Genomic DNA, 19,032 nt, shown 5'->3' with positions numbered 1-19,032 from the left:
AGCGAAGGGTGGAAGGGCAGCCGCTAGAGATTTTTGCGCCAAAATGAAGAAAAAACTTTTTGTATTTATTTTTACACTGGTTTCTTCTCTTTCATTCGCTGAATTCAACGACGGAAGGCTTACAAAATTCATCAGCTTTGACCTTGCTTCCACGACCAGCCGGGGAATCGAGCAGTATAACAGGCTTTTTTCCTCGGAAGTCGCTCTTCTTTCCCACTGGTGGGAGGGGCTGGCCGGCTTTCAGGCTTACGAAGATTCTTTTGACCTGACTTTCGGGGGCCAGCTTTGGTTTCCCTTTGCCAACTGGTATTTTGAGACGGCCCGGATTGCTTTGGGCTGTGGCGGCAGATACCATTTTCAGCGCTACAAGGACATTTCTTCCGAGCACGACTATCTTTTTAACACGACTTTCCGCTATCAGAGCAAGTCAGGCACGACCATCACTTTTTATGGCGGATATGGCGGAAAAGCCACGAAAATAGACGCCCTTTCTTCTTACGTTCCCTGGATTTATGACGATTACCCTGAGGCCGGTTTTCTGGTCGATAAAATCTGGCAGAACGGATTTGAAATTTACTTCGAGCACGCCCTCAACGATTTCTATTCTTACCCACTTTTTTGCTCGCCTCACTACAAACTCGGGGCGGCCGTCAATCTTGATTCAGGCCTTCGCTTTGGCGGCGACATTTCCATGCGGATTGCGGACGGTTATGCCACTTCTCCCTACGTTGACAGTCTGATTTTTAAACTTTCTGCGAGGTACACATTTTGAAAAAGCTTGCCTCACTTTCCCTTAGTTTTTTATTGCTCCTTTTTCTGGCTTCCTGTTCTGCCTATGGATTTTTCTGGGGCCAGTTCGCCGAGGATGACGTTGACGAGCGTTCTCCTTCCATGAAAAATCTCGGGACTCTGGATTTGTCCTCTCAAAAACTTCAAGTTTCTTCGACCTACAGTTTTCTTGTCTTTACGGATTCTCATTTCGGCTCGGAAAGGGAAGAATTGGATGAGGGGGCTTTTTTGGCATGGCTTGACGACTGGTTCAAAAAATATTCTGAGGGCGAGGACAAGGATTTGACTAAGATTCCCCGCTTTGCAGTGAATCTGGGGGATACGGCTGACGGCGGAAAGGAAGAGCAGTTTAAGGAATACCTTCGCTTTGAAGAAAAAATAAGGGCTCTTGCCGGAAAATATCTTTCTTTTGAAAATGAGCCTTCAAGTGCCTTCAAAGTCTACTCTATTTTGGGAAATCACGACCTTTACCACAAGGGCCAGTCCCACTTCATGGAGCTGATTTATCCCCACACTTCAAGCTATATCCTCAACATCGATGCTGATTCAAAAGATTCTTGGCCTGGATTTTCGTATTATTTCCTCGACAGCGCGAACGGAAGCCTGGGCACAAAGCAGCTGGCCGATTTTAAAAAAAAGGCCGGGGATGATCCTCGCCCAAAAATCGCCTTTTCCCACTATCCGATTTACGCCGGCGGCAGCGATATGTTCATGCTCATTCAGAATACCCTGGAGCGCAACACGATTTTAACCTATTTTGCAAAAAGCAATGTGAGGCAGGTTTACGAGGGCCACGCTCATTCTGACTATGGCTTTGACTTCGAGAAATTCCGCGAGGATGTAATCGGCTCTTTAAGGTTTACTCACAGGGCAGAAAAACAGTGTGCAATTGTCACCGTGAATGAAGTGAGCCAGCAGGTGCACACTGAAATCGTTAAGTTTAATTAGCAATTTCTTCTGCTGATTTCTAATTATTTCTTTTCCCACTCGACATTGACCATGCGCTTTTCGATGTTCTGAATTCGCTGGAAGGTGAGGCAGGTTGCCTTGTGGATGCGGAGGCCTTTTTTGTTGGTGTAGGCTACGATTGGGTCGCCCGGCTGAGGATTACAGCAGCCTGCAAAATTGAACTCAACGTTTTTGGTGCCCTCGACGATGATTTTGCCCGTGTATTTGCTTCGTTCCGCAAGTTCAGGATTTTCGCCCTTGGCAGAGCGGTGCTTGCGCTTTTCTTCCTGAATTGCCCGGCTTCTCTCGTTCTGGGCGTCCAAATCCCTGGCCCTCTGTTCTGCCGCAGCCTTGTCCTCGAAGGTCGGGTCGTTTGCAAGCAGCCATGAATGGATTCTCTGGCGGGCCTTGCTGGTTTTGACTACCTTGAGCTGATTTTCGGTGGGGTGAGCCTGAGGATTTGTGATGATTTCGATAATCTGTGTATTCTGCAGGGCTTGAGTAATCGGAATGATTTTGCCGTCTGCCTTTGCACCGACGATTTTTTCGCCGACTCCTGAGTGAACGTGATAGGCAAAGTCGATTGCGCAGCTTCCTTGCGGCAGATGAACTACGTCGCCTTTTGGCGTGAAGACGTAAATTTCATCGCCCAGAAGTTCGCCCTTGAGTTCTGCAAAGAAAGTTTCGTCGCTGAGGTTTTCTTTTTTTAGGTTCTGCAGCTGGTTGAAAATTCCAAGAGAATTGACGTCAACCTTGTCGTGGTTCATGCCCTTTTTGTAGAGCCAGTGAGATGCGACACCGTGCTCGGCCATATTGTGCATGTCCCGGGTGCGGATCTGGATTTCAAGCGGCTTTCCCTCACAGACGACCGTGGTATGAAGGGACTGGTAGCCGTTTGACTTTGGCATGGCGATATAGTCTTTGAAACGGCCGTCCATCGGTTTCCAGAGGCCGTGAACGATTCCGATCAGCGTGTAACATTCTGCATTTGTGTCGCAGATTACGCGGAGGGCCAGAAGGTCATAAAGTGATGAGGCCGGAACGTTTCGCTTCTGCATCTTTTTGTAGATTGAGTAAAAGTGCTTGGCACGGCTCGAAATGCTTACATTGATTCCGACCTTTTCCGCAGATTTATAGATTGCGTTTACAGCCTTTTCAAGATAAGTTGCCCGCTCGTCCTTTTTGGTGGCGACGATAGCCTTAATCTGCTGGAAAACATTTGGGTTTGAGTATTTGAGGCTCAGGTCTTCCAACTCGTTTTTGACGCTCTGCATACCCAGCCTGTCAGCCAGCGGAGCCCAGATGTCGATGACTTCCGCTGCAACGAGCCTCTGCTTTTTTTCTTCGATATTCTTGAGGTTGCGCATTCGGTCGAGGCGGTCTGCAAGTTTTACGAGGATAACGCGCACGTCGTCAATCATGGCAAAGAGCATTTTTCGGATTGAATCAGCCTGCTGAATCGTGGTGGCGTTGATTTTCATTCCGGTGATTTTTGAAGTGTCTTTGACGATTTTGTAAACAGTGTCGCCGAACTTGGCTTTTACTTCATCGTGAGAAATTCCTTCGACTTCGAAAATTGAGTGCAAAAGACCGGAAATGACGGTGTCAATATCAAGCTGACCTTGTGCCAGAATTGCCGCAACACGGATTGGATGGAGATAATATGGAAGACCGCAGGTGCGCTTGATGTCATTTGTTTTTTCGCAGAGAAAGTCCCAGGCGAACGTAAAACGATTTTTTTCTTCTTCAGAAAAATTGCCGAAAGTCTTGAAGAACTGTTCAATCAAAACTGCTGGATCTGTTTCTGTCTTATTGGTCGAAATATCAAATCCCATAAAATTCCCATCCTTACCATAAGATAACACAAAATTAAAATAATGGGTAGAAAATAACGAAAAATCTCTATAAATAAAAAAAATTATTGAATTTATGAAAAAGCGCGTTATAATCTTCAGTATGGAGAAAGTTTTATTTAAAAATAATTGTCACACTGGGCTTGCCATGCCCAAAATCTTCCATATAATCCGATTTGCGATAAGGCCAAATCTTTCTTATTTTCTAAAATCAATCACACAAAAAATTTCTTCTCTCGTAAAAACAAGTCCGCTTGGTTTTGCTTCGTTTGAGGCATAGCCGGCGGTCTTTTTTATATAAAAAGTTTCATTTGGAGGAGTAAAAATGAAAAGTAATGGGAAGATGCTCGATACAAGCTTGAGCATGACGGAATCATTCCGTCCGAAGATGGCACGACCGGGAGCATTTTTGTCTCTGGTTCGCAAGTTTGTCGCGCTTTTTGCGGCAACAGCATTTCTGTTTGCATTCACTTCATGCAGTTCTGATTCGGGCGGCGGAAGCGATGACAATCCACTCACACCACCAGCAGAAGAAATTACCGACGTTCAGAAAAAAGCCGAAGGAACCTACACAATCGGCGAAACGACTTACACTGTGGAAAATGGCAAAGTCACAGTAAAAAAAGAAGATGGTACAACAAAAGAAGTCGGAGAGATAAGCAAGGAAGGCGTCATCACAATCAAGCAGGATGACGGCACAACTACGGAAATCACTGCGACAACAGATAAAGACGGAAAAACTACAACAACCGTCAAAATCGAAACAAAAAAGGAAGACGGAACCACCGAAACAAAAACATACACTGGTGATTTGAGCACTGGAACTCTCACAAACAATGACAATCCAGAAGAAAAGCTGGAAGTCAAAAAGACTGAGCCAGAAAAGCCAGCCGAGAATCCAGAAGAGCCGAAAACGGATGACCCGAAAGAAGACCCAAAACCAGAGAATCCGAACCAGGACGATCCGAAGGAAGACCCGAAAACTGACGAGCCGGAAAATCCTGATCCGGAGAAGCCAAATCCTGACAATCCGAACAAGCCGGAAGACCCGAACACTGACCCAAAACAAGATGACCCGCAGGAAAATCCAAATCCAGAGAATCCGAACCAGGACGATCCTAAGGAAGACCCAAAAACAGATGAGCCGGAGAATCCTGACCCTGAGAAGCCAAATCCTGACCCAGAAAAACCTGAGCCAGAGAATCCTGAGCCAGAGGAACCAGAACCTTCGGTAACAGCAGGCAGCTTTGAAATCACAATCGATCCAAACTCAAAAATCATTGTTGAACCTGCTGTAACTGATACCACAATCACGCTCACTGCAGAAGATGGCTTCACCGGCTACACATGGCTCATCGACGATGGCAAAAAAGTCACTGAGTTCGATGGTGCGAAAGTTAGTGAAGACGGAAGAATTCTCACTCTAACACGAAAAAGCCTTACAAGGGACGCCAAATATCCGGTTTCGCTCCTTGCGATAAAAAATGGCATTCCGTACAGCGCAAATATCCTGGTGAAAAATGTAACAGACCGGAACTAAAAAAGGGAGAAGATAAATGAAAAGAAAAATATTATCGGCACTTGCGGCCATTACGGCACTGGCACTTGCTTCGTGCTCAATGTTCAACAGCGGTTCTGAAGAAGACTCTTCTCAGCCAGCATACATCAAAGTCGGCGTAAAAGACATCTCTCGCTCAGCTTTGCCGAACGTAACAAAAGAAGATGAATTTGAGCAATTCACGCTCACAGGAACTGCGGAAGACGAAAATGTTCTTGCCGTAAAAGAAACCTGGGCTACAGACGAAACTTTAACAGCCTGGACAAAAATGAAAGAAGCAAGCATTCCTGTAACAGAAGGAGCAGGCTACAGCTTCACTCTCTCAGCCGTAAAAGGCGGAGCAACATGGCAGGGCAGCTGCGCAAAAACAATTCAAAGCGGAAAGAACACACTTACTTTCACGCTCTCACTCAGCGCACTTTCTGCAGAAGGCAAGGGAAATCTTGAAATCACCCTCAGTTTGCCGGTAAGCGTAAAAGCCGTTGAAGCAAAACTTACAAACAAGGAAGACCCAAAAGTCACCGGAAAAACAGAATTCAAGGGTGGAGAAGAATCAGGCTCTGTTTCATTTGCCGCAAAGGACATTCCTTCTGGAAACTACCTTCTCACATTCAGCCTTTTTGGCGACGAGGCAAAAACATTAAAGCTCGGCGAATGGCGGGAATATGCGGGAATCACAAAGGGTCTTACAAGCTCATCAACTGACAAAATCAGCGAGCTTGAGGAAATTTACACGATTGACCTTGAACTCGGCGAAGGCACTTTGCAGGGCACAATTCCAGGCTCATACACTCGCTACTCAGACAAAATCAGCCTCCCGGATGCAAAAAAAGCCGGAGACACTTTTGACGGCTGGGTTGACGGTAACGGCGAAGAAATTACGGAAATCAAAAAAGGCACAGTAGGAAACATTACGCTCAAAGCAAAATGGCTTGGCGGAATCTACGTTACAGCCGAACAAGTCAAAAATGGTGAGCTCAAGACAAAACTCCTTGAAGCCAAAGGCGCAAACCTCAAAAACGTAAAGGTTGTTCTCCCGGAAGGCATAACAAGTATTGAATCTTCTCTTTTTGAAGGCTGCACTTTCCTTTCAGAATTCACAATCCCTGCTGGCGTAACTGAAATCGAATCATCTGTATTTAAAGGCTGCTCTGCACTTTCAGAAATCAAAATCCCTGCAAAAGTAACAAAAATCGGAGCATCTGCATTTAAAGACTGTACTTCTCTTGAAAGCTTCGAATATGACGGCACTGCAAAAGAGTGGGCAGAAGTTGAACGAGGCTCAGACTGGCACCAGAATGTTCCTGCAACAAAAATCGAGTGTACTGATGGCTCAGTAGACCTTGACTATGACGGAAAAGAAAGAATCTCGCCAATCGAGCTTGCGCTTGGAAAAGTGGAGCTTTCTGGTGACATCAAGCTCACATTTGACAAGGAAACTGGAATATTTACGGCAGAGGAAGGTTTTGATAGCTATCAGTGGTATTTAGGGGGCTCGGAATATACAAAGGGTAATGAACTGACTGGAGGCAAGCCAAACCAATTCAAAATATCCAAAAAGCTCGACATTGGTAGGATGAATTTTTACATCACAGTGATTGCAAAGGATGCTGATGGAAAAGTTTATGCTGCAGAACATGATCTACTTGAGGACATTAAAGTCGTAAAAGTTACTTTTGTTGAAAATGCTGACGGCACAGGTGACTTAACTGCAAAAACAAAAACAACTTATCTTTACACTTTTGATGACTTCCGGTTGGATGAAGGTATTTTTATTAGAAAAGGCTACGAACTGGTATGCTGGAATACAAAGGCAGATGGAAGCGGAACTTCTTACAAAGTGGACGATAAGATTCCGGCTACAGAGGATATTACGCTTTACGCACAGTGGAAGGGGATTGTTAAAGTAAGTATCAGTTCAATTGATGCAGTTCTTTCCGAACTTGATGTCAGTGCCAGCAAAAATGTGGAATATTTTACGAAAAGCCCGCAGCCTCCTGCCGGGGAAATCAAACTTGCTTACTTTGATGATGAGAAAAACTGCCCTCTCTGGTATGACGAAAAATCAAGAACACTCTTCTATTATCTTCCAAAATGGCTTGTCTTGGAAATGCCGGAAATGTCAGATGCGTTTTTTGCCAACTTGTTTAACATCAAAGAAATCGAACTTTCTGATTTTGACACGTCAAATGTTACATCTATGGTCGGAATGTTCGCTGGCTGTAACTCCCTGACCAGTCTTGATTTGAGCAGCTTTGACACGTCAAATGTTACAGATATGAGCGATATGTTCTCTTGCTGTTCTGCCCTGGAAATCCTTGATTTGAGCAAGTTTGACACGTCAAAGGTTACAGGTATGAGCTTTATGTTCTCTGGCTGTTCTGCCTTGGAAAGCCTTGATTTGAGCAGCTTTGACACGTCAAAGGTTAGTGATATGAACTGTATGTTCTCTTTCTGTTCTGCCCTGGAAAGCCTTGATTTGAGCAGCTTTAAAACGCCAAATGTAACGAACATGACCGAAATGTTCGCTGTCTGTTCTGCCCTGACCAGCCTTGATTTAAGCAGCTTTGACACGAAAAAGGTTACAGATATGGTCGGAATGTTCAATAGTTGTTCTGCCCTGACCAGCCTTGATTTGAGCAAGTTTGACACGTCAAATGTTACAGATATGCCCTTTATGTTCGCTGGCTGTGGCGCTCTTACCACAATCTACGTTAAAGAGGAAACAGACTGGAGCTCTTCTATTAACCTTTTAGACAGCACCGAAATGTTCAAAAATTGTGAAAAACTTGCCGGTGGTTCTGGAACTGCATACAGTGAAAAGAATCCACAAGACGTAACCTACGCCCGCGTAGATGGCGGCACGGATGCTCCAGGCTACTTCACTGTAAAAAAGCCTGCTGTAGAGTAACACTAACACGAGGAGATGAAAAATGAGAAAACTGACAAAAAAAATATTTGCCCTGCTCGGCTCGTTTGCCCTTGCGGCGGCTCTGATTTCCTGCGGCGACATTGCCACAGGAGACGAAACACAGAATCTGAGTGAAACACAGGGAAAAGCCCTGGTTATCGTAAATATTGAAAGCGGCCTGCGTTCTGCCACCCTGCTTCCAAGCGACCTCACGGAAGATAAAATCACAGAGGTTGTGCTCCGTGCAAAAAAAGTTGAGGATGACCCAAAAAGAACCGCAGATCCGTCAGATGGATTTGATGTTTACCGTGTGTGGACAAGCTCAGAATCACAAACTGCAATCTCACAGATGAAAGCCACTACGGATATTATCGTTGACATTGCAACTTATGACTTTGAGCTTCTCCTTTATAAAAGTTCTGGCGAAGGCGGCTCTATTCTCTGCGAGAGTGCAAAACTTACCCAGACAATGCACTTGGGCAACAACACTCTCAACTTTGCCGCAAAATACGTTTCAGACGATAGTGCTACGGGCAGCCTCGAAGTCTATTTCAAATTTGAAAAGAAAGACTATGTTTCTGACATTAGAGTAAAACTTATGGACTTTCAGGAGTTCACTAAGACTAACATGGGTGAAGATGATAGTGGTTATGTTTATGCTTACAGACATAGCGAAGCCAGCACCGATGAGACATTCAAAGAATTGTACAGTAAGACAGGTCTTGAACCAGGTGATTACGTTCTCTTTATTTTGGTATCTGAAATCACGCCAGAGGTTCGTGAGGTTGAAACTTCCCGGCTTATTAACGTATATCAGAAACTCGTCCGCATCGCCCCATTCTGCAAGACTTTTGCAGAGATAAGCTTGGACGATTTGAATACTGATTACACAGTAAGCTATGTGTTGCCGGAAAATTGTCCTAAGCATAAGTTTTCACAAAGTCGTTATACAAGACATTATCCATTGATTCTTCCTTCGAAAGACGACATGAAATGGCCATTCCACAAATTCATCGGCTGGTATGTTAACGAAAACTATGAAGGCGAACCTGTTTACTACATAGAGCAGGGAACAAAAGGCGACAAGACATTCTATGCGAAATTCGAAGAAGACAGCCTGCTTGTCATAGATGATATTTCTACTCTTGATACGTTGGGTGAGCAACTTGCAGCTGCAAATGAAGCCGGACTAAAATCCGTTACAGTAAAAATCACGGACAAAATCCCCCTCGATCCGCTCGGTGAAAACTGGATGAAAGATGCCAGTGTTTATAATGAGTCTTCGCGTAACATGGAGTATAAATATACAAGTAACGCATTTGCTCAAATTACCAGTGTTCTTGAAGGCTTTATGAAGAGCTCCTCTACCAGTGATAGTGGAGAATATAACGGAATGAAGATTGAGCTTGACCTTACCGAAACAGGTATTTCTTATCTTCCGACTTATGCATTTAGTTTTAGGAGTTTAAGGGGCGATAGCTCGGATTGGAGGGATGCAGATTTTGGCTGTCTGACAGGTCTAAAGCTTCCTGATACGGTGACAGCCATACTTCAAGGTGCACTGCAAGGTACAGATATTACATCTTTTGAAGTCCCTGCGAATGTTACAGGAATAGGTATTGATGCATTTTATAGATGCTCGAATCTCAAAAGCATTACGATTCCTGCAGGCGTAATTGAAATAGGCGTGGAGGCATTCGAGGGTTGTAATAGCCTTGAGGTTGTCGACTTTGCAGAAGAAAGTAAGTGCACAAGTATCGGGAAGTGGGCATTTTGTGAATGCTCGAATCTCAAAAGCATTACGATTCCGGCAGGCGTAACTGAAATAGTCGATTGGGTATTCGCTGGTTGTGATAACCTTGAGGTTGTCGACTTTGCAAAAGGAAGTAAGTGCACAGCTATCGGGAAGGGGGCATTTTGTGACTGCTCGAATCTCAAAAGCATTACGATTCCTGCAGGCGTAATTGAAATAGGCGTGGAGGCATTCGAGGGGTGTAATAGCCTTGAGGTTGTCGACTTTGCAGAAGGAAGTAAGTGCACAACTATCGGGGAGGGGGCATTTTCTAAATGCTCGAATCTCAAAAGCATTACGATTCCTGCAGGCGTAAGTGAAATAGGCGAGGCTGCATTCGAAGATTGTAATAGCCTTGAGGTTGTCGACTTTGCAGAAGGAAGTAAGTGCACAGTTATCGGGACGAATGCATTTTATGGATGCTCGAATCTCAAAAGTATTACGATTCCTGCAGGCGTAACTGAAATAGGTATGTCTGCATTCGAAGATTGTAATAGCCTTGAGGTTGTCGACTTTGCAGAAGGAAGTAAGTGCACAACTATCGGGGAGAGGGCATTTTGTGAATGCTCGAATCTCAAAAGTATTACGATTCCTGCAGGCGTAACTGAAATAGGCAATTATGCATTTGACGAGTGTGAAAATCTTACAGAAATCAACTTTGCAGGCACAAAAGAGCAGTGGGGGAGCATAAAAAAAGGTTATAATATTTTCCCTGCTACGGTAAAAGAAATCAAATGCACAGATGGAGAGACTAGCTATACTTATGTCGGGGGGAAATGATAAAACTCGACATAAGATTTAGACACGGAGGAAAAAAAATGATTTTGGCTGTCCAAAACTATTGTTGCGTGAGGGATTGTAGGGGCGCGAAGCGTTCGACGTTCGGTTTTACCGAACTAAGAATGAAGCGATAGCGGAACCAGAAAAAGCCGGCCCCCGCCAAAGGCGGGGGACACGCCCTTTTATTTCCCTTGACTTTCGCTAAATTCTTCACTATCTTTCATATCGTAAAGGTTGCAGATCAAACCTATTGTCCCAGTTTATTGAACCATCTTCCTTTCGCTCTCTGCACGGTATTTACCACAAGTCTTCTGAAACTGGCAGTTGGACTAAGGCACAGTCGTGTCTTTATCTCACTGAACAAGGAAGACTTTTATGACAGAATCTATTTTCCACCCAAAGCCAGTTGACGAACTCACATTCACAGACGACGGCATGTTTCAGGCGGTCTTACGTGATCCGGATATTTGCGCAGAACTCGTCGAAAGGTTACTTCACATCCGCGTGAATCATGTCGAATACCCCGAACTTGAAAAGACAATCGCCCCCTACTACACCACAAAAGGCGTTCGGCTCGACGTTTACATCAAGGACACTGATAAAATCATCGATGTTGAGCTGCAATCTTACCCGCAGGAAGCACTGGGAAAACGCACTCGATATTATCAGAGCATGATTGACATGGACAGTCTAATGAAAGGTCAAGACTATTCTGAGTTGAAAGATAGTTACATTCTATTCATTTGTAAGCATGATCCGTTCAAAGACGAAAACAAAAACTTTTACGGACTTCCATGCTACACATTCAGGAACATCTGCGAAGAAAATCCTCTCGTAAATTTAAATGACAAATCCCTCAAGCTCATTTATAATGCAAGTGCATACGAAAAAGAAGTGGACGAGCGAATCAGATCGTTTCTACACTTCATCCACACGAACGAACCAGGGAAGGACGATTTCTCGAACCGACTTTCAGCTTTGGTTGAGAAAATCAAGGATAATGAGATCTTCAGGAGGGATTACGCCGCTATGAACTTACACGACAGAGATTTAACACGAGCCGCTAAAAAAGAGGGAATTATACAGGGAGCTGCAGAAGCAAAATTTCAAGCAGCTAGAAATTTGTATGCAAATGGTATCTCCCAGGAAATAATCTCAAAATCGCTGGATTTGCCTTTGAACAAAGTTTCTGAGATCCTTGGGCAAACTACAACGAAAAATCCAGGAGGGATTACGCCGCTATGAACTTACACGACAGAGATTTAACACGAGCCGCAAAGAGAGAAGGTATTCTAGAAGGTGCTGCCCAAAAAACTATTGAGGCGGCAATAAACTTTTATGCAAATGGAGTATCGGAAGAAATAATTGCCAAATCGTTAGGTTTGCCTCTGAGCAAAGTGTCAGAACTTCTGAATCAACAATCAATGAAATTTTCAGCCGGGGCTACGCCGCTATGAATTTAGGCTTGAGGACGTGAAAGTTCATTCCTAACAAAAAAATTTGACGGCAACCGATTGCTGACTTATACTATTTTTATAAAGTATACAATTTTAAAAGGAGTGTATTTATGAAAGGATTTGCAATGCTCGGCATTGGTAAAGCTGGTTGGATTGAGAAAGAACGTCCTGTTTGCGGGCCTCTTGATGCAATCGTAAAGCCTTTGGCTCTCTCTCCATGTACGTCTGACATTCACACTGTCTGGGAAGGAGCTTTGGGAGACCGCCACAACATGATTCTCGGTCACGAGGGCTGTGGTGTTGTCGCTGAGGTCGGTTCACTTGTAAAGGACTTCAAGGTTGGTGACAGGGTAATGGTTGCTGCAATTACTCCTGACTGGTCTTCTCTTGAAGCTCAGGCCGGATACCCAATGCATTCAACTGGAATGTTGGCCGGATGGAAGTTCTCAAACTTTAAGGACGGTGTTTTCGGTGAATATTTCCATGTAAATGATGCCGATGCAAACCTTGCATTCCTTCCTGATTCAATTTCTCCAGAAGAAGCATGTATGCTTTCGGATATGGTTCCAACTGGATTCCACGGCGTTGAGCTTGCAGACGTTCAGTTTGGTGATACTGTCCTCGTAAACGGAATTGGTCCTGTTGGCCTTATGTCTGTTGCAGGTGCAAACTTGCGCGGTGCTTCCCGCATTATTTGTGTTGGTACTCGCCCTGCTTGCCGTGAAGCTGCAAAAAAATACGGTGCTACAGATTTCATCAGCTACAAAGAAGGCCCGATTGACCAGCAAGTTATGGAGCTTACAAAAGGCGCTGGTGTAGATAAAGTTGTAGTTGCAGGCGGTGGCGTTGAGTCATTCGAGGCTATGATTAAGGCTCTCAAACCGGGCGGAAAGATTGGTAACGTAAACTATCTCGGTTCCGGCGACTTCGTAACAATTCCTCGCGTAGAGTGGGGTTGCGGCATGGGCCACAAGCAGATTGTCGGCGGTCTTATGCCAGGCGGACGCTTGCGATTGCAGAAGCTCGCGAGCCTCGTAGAATGTGGTAAGCTCAATGTAAAACATCTTATCACACACCGCTTCGAAGGCTTTGAGAAGGTTGAAGACGCCCTCATGCTCATGAAGGACAAACCAGCCGACTTGATTAAACCAGTCGTAAAAATTTCTGACTAAAATCTAATGCCGGGCTTTATGCCCGGCGTTTCCTTTATTTAAAAATATGAAAATACTTGTTGTGTCTGGCTTTCTTGGTGCAGGGAAGACCACTTTTATCAAAACTCTTTCAAACAAAATTGACAAAAAAATCGCCGTTCTTGAAAATGATTATGCGGCGGTGAACATTGACGAGGACATTCTTAAAAATCAGACTGATTTGAGCGTGTGGGAGCAGACCGAAAAATGCATCTGCTGTACAGGTAAGTCCGACTTTGCGATGGACATTCTTACTATTTCAAACACGCTGAACCCTGATTTCCTTATCGTTGAGCCTACGGGCGTGGGCTATCTTTCAAAAGTAATCGCCAACATTCAGAAAATCGAATACGAGCAGATTTCCCTTCTTTCACCTGTCACTGTGGTTGATCCTTCTGCTTTTGCCAACTGCATTAAAAATTACGGTGACTTGTACCGCGACCACATAAAATTTGCGGGCACTGTCGTCCTTTCAAAGTGCGATTTGCATTTGGATTCACTGGCACTTGAAGAAACCGTCTCCAAAATAAAAGAACTGAATCCCTGTGCGAATATTATCCAGACCCACTACGCTTATCAGGGCGAGGAATTCTGGCAGGGGCTTTTCAGAAAAAATCTCGACGGCTCGGTTGAGATTCCGCCACAGAGCGAGGATGGACTGTCTGAGGCTGAACTGGGAACGGAATTTGAAAGCCTTAGCATTGAGGACTCCGAAATTCCTTCGGCTGGCAGGCTTGTCGCCTTCATGGAAAATTTGATTCGTTCCCGCTACGGAAAAATAGTGCGAATCAAGGGAACTGTTAAATGCGCTGGCGAGCTTTTGCGCGTGGATTTTGCAGGTGACAAATATTTTATCGAAGGTGCGGAAGAATCGTCGCGGAATTGCCTGGTTGTTATCGGAAAAAACTTGGATTTCTATTCAATTAAGAAACGCCTGGAGAACAAAAAAGGCGAGAAGATTCCGGGGCATGGGCTGCAAAATCTGAGGTGATTAAATGTGGTGTGGTGCCTGCTCTCTTTCGAACGCGCTGCAAAAAAAAATAAAATTTGACGGCAACCGATTGCTGAATTATACTAATTGATGACTTAATAGTTAAAGAATAAGTCTGTATTACAAAAAGGAGGTACATTGTGCAAAGATTTACTTTGCCTCGTGACTTGTATCACGGAAAGGGAGCGCTTGAGGCACTCAAATCACTCAAAGGTAAGAAGGCTGTCATTTGTGTTGGTGGCGGTTCTATGAAAAAATTCGGGTTCCTTGACCGTGCCGAAAAGTATCTTAAAGAAGCCGGAATGGAAGTTATGCTCATCGACGGAATCGAGCCAGATCCATCTGTAACAACCGTTATGAACGGTGCAAAAAAGATGCTCGAATTCCAGCCTGACTGGATTGTTGCTATTGGCGGCGGTTCTCCAATCGATGCTGCAAAGGCTATGTGGATTAAATACGAATACCCGGACAGCACTTTCGAGGATATGTGCAAGGTATTCGGCATTCCAGAGCTTCGCAAAAAGGCTCATTTCTGTGCTGTTTCTTCAACTTCTGGTACTGCTACAGAAGTTACAGCATTCTCAATCATCACTGACTACGACAAAGGTATCAAATATCCAATCGCAGATTTCGAAATCACTCCTGATGTAGCAATCGTTGACCCAGAGCTTGCAGAGACAATGCCTCAGAAGCTCGTTGCTCACACTGGTATGGACGCAATCACTCACGCAATCGAAGCTTATGTTTCAACTGCAAACTGCAACTACACAGATCCGCTCGCACTCCACGCAATCAAAATGATTCAGGCTGATTTGGTAAAATCATACAACGGCGACATGGCTGCCCGCGACCGAATGCACGACGCACAGTGTCTGGCTGGTATGGCTTTCTCAAACGCTTTGCTCGGTATCGTTCACTCAATGGCTCACAAAACAGGTGCTGCATTTGAGGATGTCGGCGGCTTGCACGCTCACATCATTCACGGTGCTGCAAACGCAATGTACCTGCCAAAAGTCATCGCTTTCAACGCAAAAGACCCAACTGCTGCAAAACGCTACGCTGTTATCGCTGACTTCATGGGATTGGGCGGCTCTTCTGAGAAAGAAAAAATCGCTAACCTCATCAAGTATCTTCGCGGCATGAACGACGACCTTAAGATTCCTCACTCAATCGGAACTTACGGCGCAGACAGTTATCCTTGCGAAAAAGGCTTCGTTCCAGAGGACATCTTCTTGAAACGCCTGCCAGAAATCGCAAAGAATGCAATTGCCGATGCTTGTACTGGCTCTAACCCACGCCAGCCAACTCAGGAAGAAATGGAAAAACTTCTCAAGTGCTGTTACTACGACACAGAAGTTGATTTCTAATTATTAGGGTGTGACCGCCGCTTAACAGCGGCGGTCGTGCTTTCCGTGGTTCCGTGCTAACCGCACTCCATTCCTTCGCTTCGCTGCGGAACTGCTTCGCAGCCACTCCAATCACTCACACAATTGTCAACGACTTTTTTTTACTTCACAAATATGTTATAATTCTATCCATGAACATCATTGTTTCAAAAAGCAGATTGTCGGGCGCAATCACTGTTCCCGGTTCAAAGTCTCATACAATCCGTGCGCTTTTGCTGGCTACAATTGCAGAAGGCACTTCTCATATCAAAAATCCCCTGCCAAGTGCAGACTGTCTTTCAACTGCGGCGGCAGTTCCCCTCATCGGTTCAAAAATCGACCTCAATCTTTCTACTGAGGGTGAGCCGGGCACGGAATGGATTGTTGATGGAGCTGGCAAAAATCTTCATCTTCCAGACGATGTAGTAAATGTCGGTGATTCCGGCTCCCTTTTGTATTTTTTGACACCGGTTGCGGCCTGTTTTGAGGGCACTTCGGTATTTACAGGTGACGCCAGCATCCGAAAGCGGCCTGTCCTTCACGTCGTTGATGTCCTCAATCAGCTTGGGGCAAAATCTTTTGTAACACGACCTGGAGCAAACGGCTGTCCTCTGGTAATTACTGGCTCCATCAAAAAAGGCGGCACTGTCCGTACTCCCGGCGAAATTTCAAGTCAGTATATTTCCGGCCTCATGTTTGCTGGAATCCTCACTGAAAATCCAATCAAAATCGAACTTTCAAATCCAAAAGAAACTCCATACCTCACAATGACTCAGAAATGGCTTGAAAAAGTGGGCGTTGACTGTTCAGTTTCCGAGGATTTTAAAAATATTGAAGTCACTCCATGCAAATCTTTCAAGGGCTTTGACGTTACGATTCCAAGTGACTGGGAAGGAGTTGCTTTCCCTCTGATTGCAGCCCTCATCACGGACAGTAAAATCACGATTGAAAACGTGGATTCGAGCGGAACTCAGGGTGATGATGCAATCGTCGAGATTCTGCAGTCAATCGGCGGTGATATTATATGGAAGAAAGATGAAGAAACTCTGACTGTTTGCGGCGGAAAATGCTCAAAAGACGGAATCGGCCGCCTTTCAACTGAGAATCTGCCAAACGGCGAGCTTCATGTCAAAATTTCTGGTTTTCCGGATGCGGTTTGTGCCCTTTCTGCAATTGCCTGCTTTACTGAAGGAACTGTGGTTATTGAGGATGCCGCTGTCTGCCGGCGCAAGGAAACTGACCGCCTCAAAGTGCTTAATGTTGAGCTTACAAAACTTGGTGCGGAAATCGAAGAGCGTGAAGATTCTTTGATAATTCACGGCCATTCGCCAGTCTTAAAGGACGGTTCTCCAAATCCGGCTTTCAAGATGCACGGCGGAATCTGCGAAAGCTACGACGACCACCGCATGGCAATGTCTCTGGCTTGTCTGGGGCTTGGCCTATCAAAAGATGAAAAAATCATCGTCAACGATGCGGAATGCTGTGCAGTAAGTTTCCCGCATTTTTATGATGTGATGAATAAAATCGGAGCAAATTACAAGGAAGAGGTGTAAAAATGACAGATATTGAAATTGCACAGAAAAACAAGATGATTCCAATCACGGAAGTTGCACAGAAAATCGGAATCACCGAAGAAAATCTTGAAATGTACGGAAAATACAAGGCAAAGCTCACGATGGAAGAGCTTCGTGCCCTGCAGAAAAAGGCAAGCGAGCCTAAAAACCGCGGCAAATTGATTTTGACTACTGCACTCACACCGACTCCTGCCGGTGAGGGAAAATCAACTGTCTCAATCGCACTCGGCGACGGACTCAATAAAATCGGCAAAAAAGCCGTTATCGCCCTCCGCGAACCTTCACTCGGCCCTTGCTTCGGCGTAAAAGGCGGTGCTTGTGGCGGCGGCTATGCCCAGATTGTCCCGATGGAAGACATCAACCTTCACTTTACTGGCGACATTCACGCAATCTCAATCGCAAACAACCTGATTGCAGCCCTCATCGACAACCACATCAAGCAGGGCAACCAGCTTGGAATCGACCCGCGCACAATTTCATGGAAACGATGCGTTGACTTGAATGACCGCGAACTCCGCAACATCGTAGTCGGAATGGGCGGAATCGCAGACGGAATGCCGCGCGAAGACCACTTCTGTATCACCGTTGCAAGTGAGCTCATGGCAATCATCTGTCTTTCAACATCAATTTCTGACCTCAAAAACAGAATCGACAACATCACGGTCGCTAAGACTTTTGACAAGCGCCCTGTAAAATTCGGCGAACTCAAATGCACAGGCTCAATCGCAGTTCTTTTGAAGGACGCAATCAAGCCAAACCTCGTTCAGACTCTGGAAAAAAATCCTGTTTTCGTTCACGGCGGACCTTTCGCAAACATCGCTCAGGGAACAAACTCCGTAAACGCAACGATTTGTGCCCTTGCAACAGGCGATTATGTCGTAACAGAAGCTGGCTTTGCGGCTGACCTGGGTGCAGAAAAATTCATGGATATCAAGTGCCGGGCTGCAGGCATTTCCCCGGATGTAGTCGTAATCGTTGCCACAGTCCGCGCCCTTAAAATGCATGGTGGCATGGCGAAGGCTGATCTTTCAACTCCAAGCGTAGGAGCCTTGCAGGCAGGATTTGAAAACCTCGCTGTTCACATCGAAAATATCGCAAAATTCGGAGTTCCGGCCGTTGTAGCAGTAAACAAATTCATCACTGATACAGACGAAGAAATTGCACTTCTCGAAAAACTTTGTGAGGCCAAAGGTGCAAAGGCTGTTCTCTGCGAAGGCTGGGGCAAAGGCGGCGAAGGTGCCACAGAGCTTGCAAAAGTTGTTGCCGAGGTCGCTGATTCAGGAAAAGCAAAATTCAATTATCTTTATCCTGCAAACCTTTCTTTCGTTGACAAAATCAAAATCCTCGCAAAAGAAATTTACCGCGCAAAGGATGTTGACATCGCACCGGCTGCCCTCAAAAAACTCCGTGACTTTGAGGAACAGGGCTACAAGGATTTGCCTGTCTGCGTTGCAAAGACTCAGAACTCAATCAGCCACGACCCGAAACTCATGGGCGCTCCAAAAGATTACATCTTCCCGGTACGCGACGTTCAGCTTTACTCAGGAGCAGGCTTCGTCGTAGCACTTGCCGGTGAAATCATGACAATGCCAGGCCTTCCAAAGCTTCCTGCCGCCCTCAACATTGACATCGATGACGACGGCAACATCAGCGGTTTGTTCTAAAAGGGGCGTTGCGGGTACTCCCGCAGAGAGGGTAGGGCACAACGAAGTGTGACCGTAGGGGGAGACTTCCCCCGCATGATTTTACCTTGGAGAAAATATGTTCAAATTCTTTTTGAAAAAAAATTTTTGCGACGGCTGGG

14 protein-coding genes are annotated in these 19,032 nt (G+C 45.3%); 13 read left to right on the top strand and 1 reads right to left on the bottom strand.

Translation table 11 applies throughout. The features are described from left to right. Nucleotides 1-43 precede the first annotated feature (43 nt). Nucleotides 44-772, top strand: coding sequence for a hypothetical protein (locus tag HNP76_RS09360; protein ID WP_184659802.1), 729 nt, complete (start codon nucleotides 44-46; stop codon nucleotides 770-772). Continuing rightward, nucleotides 769-1,737, top strand: a complete 969-nt coding sequence (locus tag HNP76_RS09355) for a metallophosphoesterase family protein (RefSeq protein WP_184659800.1) — start codon at nucleotides 769-771, stop codon at nucleotides 1,735-1,737. Before HNP76_RS09360 ends, HNP76_RS09355 begins: the two co-directional genes overlap by 4 nt. 23 nt (nucleotides 1,738-1,760) lie before the next feature. On the opposite strand, the gene HNP76_RS09350 is transcribed toward HNP76_RS09355, so the two are convergent. Beyond that, nucleotides 1,761-3,572 carry a RelA/SpoT family protein gene (locus HNP76_RS09350; RefSeq protein WP_184659798.1) on the bottom strand — a complete coding sequence of 604 codons (1,812 nt, stop codon included), beginning with the start codon at nucleotides 3,570-3,572 and terminating at the stop codon, nucleotides 1,761-1,763. A 121-nt stretch (nucleotides 3,573-3,693) separates the two neighbouring features. Between HNP76_RS09350 and HNP76_RS09345 the strand changes: the two genes are divergently transcribed. The 11 genes from HNP76_RS09345 to HNP76_RS09295 all read left to right on the top strand — a co-directional run bounded on the left by HNP76_RS09345 (nucleotide 3,694) and on the right by HNP76_RS09295 (nucleotide 18,892). Further along, a complete protein-coding gene (locus HNP76_RS09345; RefSeq protein ID WP_184659796.1) occupies nucleotides 3,694-3,870 on the top strand; it encodes a hypothetical protein in 177 nt (58 codons plus the stop codon). A 45-nt stretch (nucleotides 3,871-3,915) separates the two neighbouring features. After that, nucleotides 3,916-5,130 (top strand): hypothetical protein, encoded by a 1,215-nt coding sequence (locus HNP76_RS09340; RefSeq protein ID WP_184659794.1) that lies wholly within the window; start codon nucleotides 3,916-3,918, stop codon nucleotides 5,128-5,130. A gap of 16 nt (nucleotides 5,131-5,146) precedes the next feature. Then, nucleotides 5,147-8,059, top strand: a complete 2,913-nt coding sequence (locus HNP76_RS09335; RefSeq protein ID WP_184659792.1) for a BspA family leucine-rich repeat surface protein — start codon at nucleotides 5,147-5,149, stop codon at nucleotides 8,057-8,059. A gap of 22 nt (nucleotides 8,060-8,081) precedes the next feature. Beyond that, the gene (locus HNP76_RS09330; protein WP_184659790.1) at nucleotides 8,082-10,631 is read left to right on the top strand and encodes a leucine-rich repeat domain-containing protein; all 2,550 of its coding nucleotides are present in this window, start codon (nucleotides 8,082-8,084) and stop codon (nucleotides 10,629-10,631) included. Between the two features lie 375 nt (nucleotides 10,632-11,006). Beyond that, a complete protein-coding gene (locus HNP76_RS09325; RefSeq protein ID WP_184659788.1) occupies nucleotides 11,007-11,876 on the top strand; it encodes an Rpn family recombination-promoting nuclease/putative transposase in 870 nt (289 codons plus the stop codon). Then, entirely contained in the window at nucleotides 11,873-12,088 is a 216-nt protein-coding gene (locus HNP76_RS09320) for a hypothetical protein (RefSeq protein WP_184659786.1), read from the top strand. Before HNP76_RS09325 ends, HNP76_RS09320 begins: the two co-directional genes overlap by 4 nt. Before the next feature lie 110 nt (nucleotides 12,089-12,198). Then, a complete protein-coding gene (locus tag HNP76_RS09315) occupies nucleotides 12,199-13,260 on the top strand; it encodes an NAD(P)-dependent alcohol dehydrogenase (RefSeq protein ID WP_184659784.1) in 1,062 nt (353 codons plus the stop codon). A gap of 46 nt (nucleotides 13,261-13,306) precedes the next feature. After that, entirely contained in the window at nucleotides 13,307-14,269 is a 963-nt protein-coding gene (locus tag HNP76_RS09310; RefSeq protein ID WP_184659782.1) for a CobW family GTP-binding protein, read from the top strand. 140 nt (nucleotides 14,270-14,409) lie between these two features. Beyond that, nucleotides 14,410-15,636, top strand: a complete 1,227-nt coding sequence (locus HNP76_RS09305) for an iron-containing alcohol dehydrogenase (RefSeq protein ID WP_184659780.1) — start codon at nucleotides 14,410-14,412, stop codon at nucleotides 15,634-15,636. A gap of 170 nt (nucleotides 15,637-15,806) precedes the next feature. After that, nucleotides 15,807-17,207 (top strand): 3-phosphoshikimate 1-carboxyvinyltransferase, encoded by a 1,401-nt coding sequence (gene aroA, locus HNP76_RS09300; protein ID WP_184659778.1) that lies wholly within the window; start codon nucleotides 15,807-15,809, stop codon nucleotides 17,205-17,207. A 2-nt stretch (nucleotides 17,208-17,209) separates the two neighbouring features. Beyond that, nucleotides 17,210-18,892, top strand: coding sequence for a formate--tetrahydrofolate ligase (locus tag HNP76_RS09295; protein WP_184659776.1), 1,683 nt, complete (start codon nucleotides 17,210-17,212; stop codon nucleotides 18,890-18,892). Nucleotides 18,893-19,032 lie beyond the last annotated feature (140 nt).

It is taken from the genome of Treponema ruminis (assembly GCF_014201975.1).
GTDB lineage: Bacteria > Spirochaetota > Spirochaetia > Treponematales > Treponemataceae > Treponema_D > Treponema_D ruminis.
This window is presented reverse-complemented; position numbering and strand designations above follow the sequence as displayed.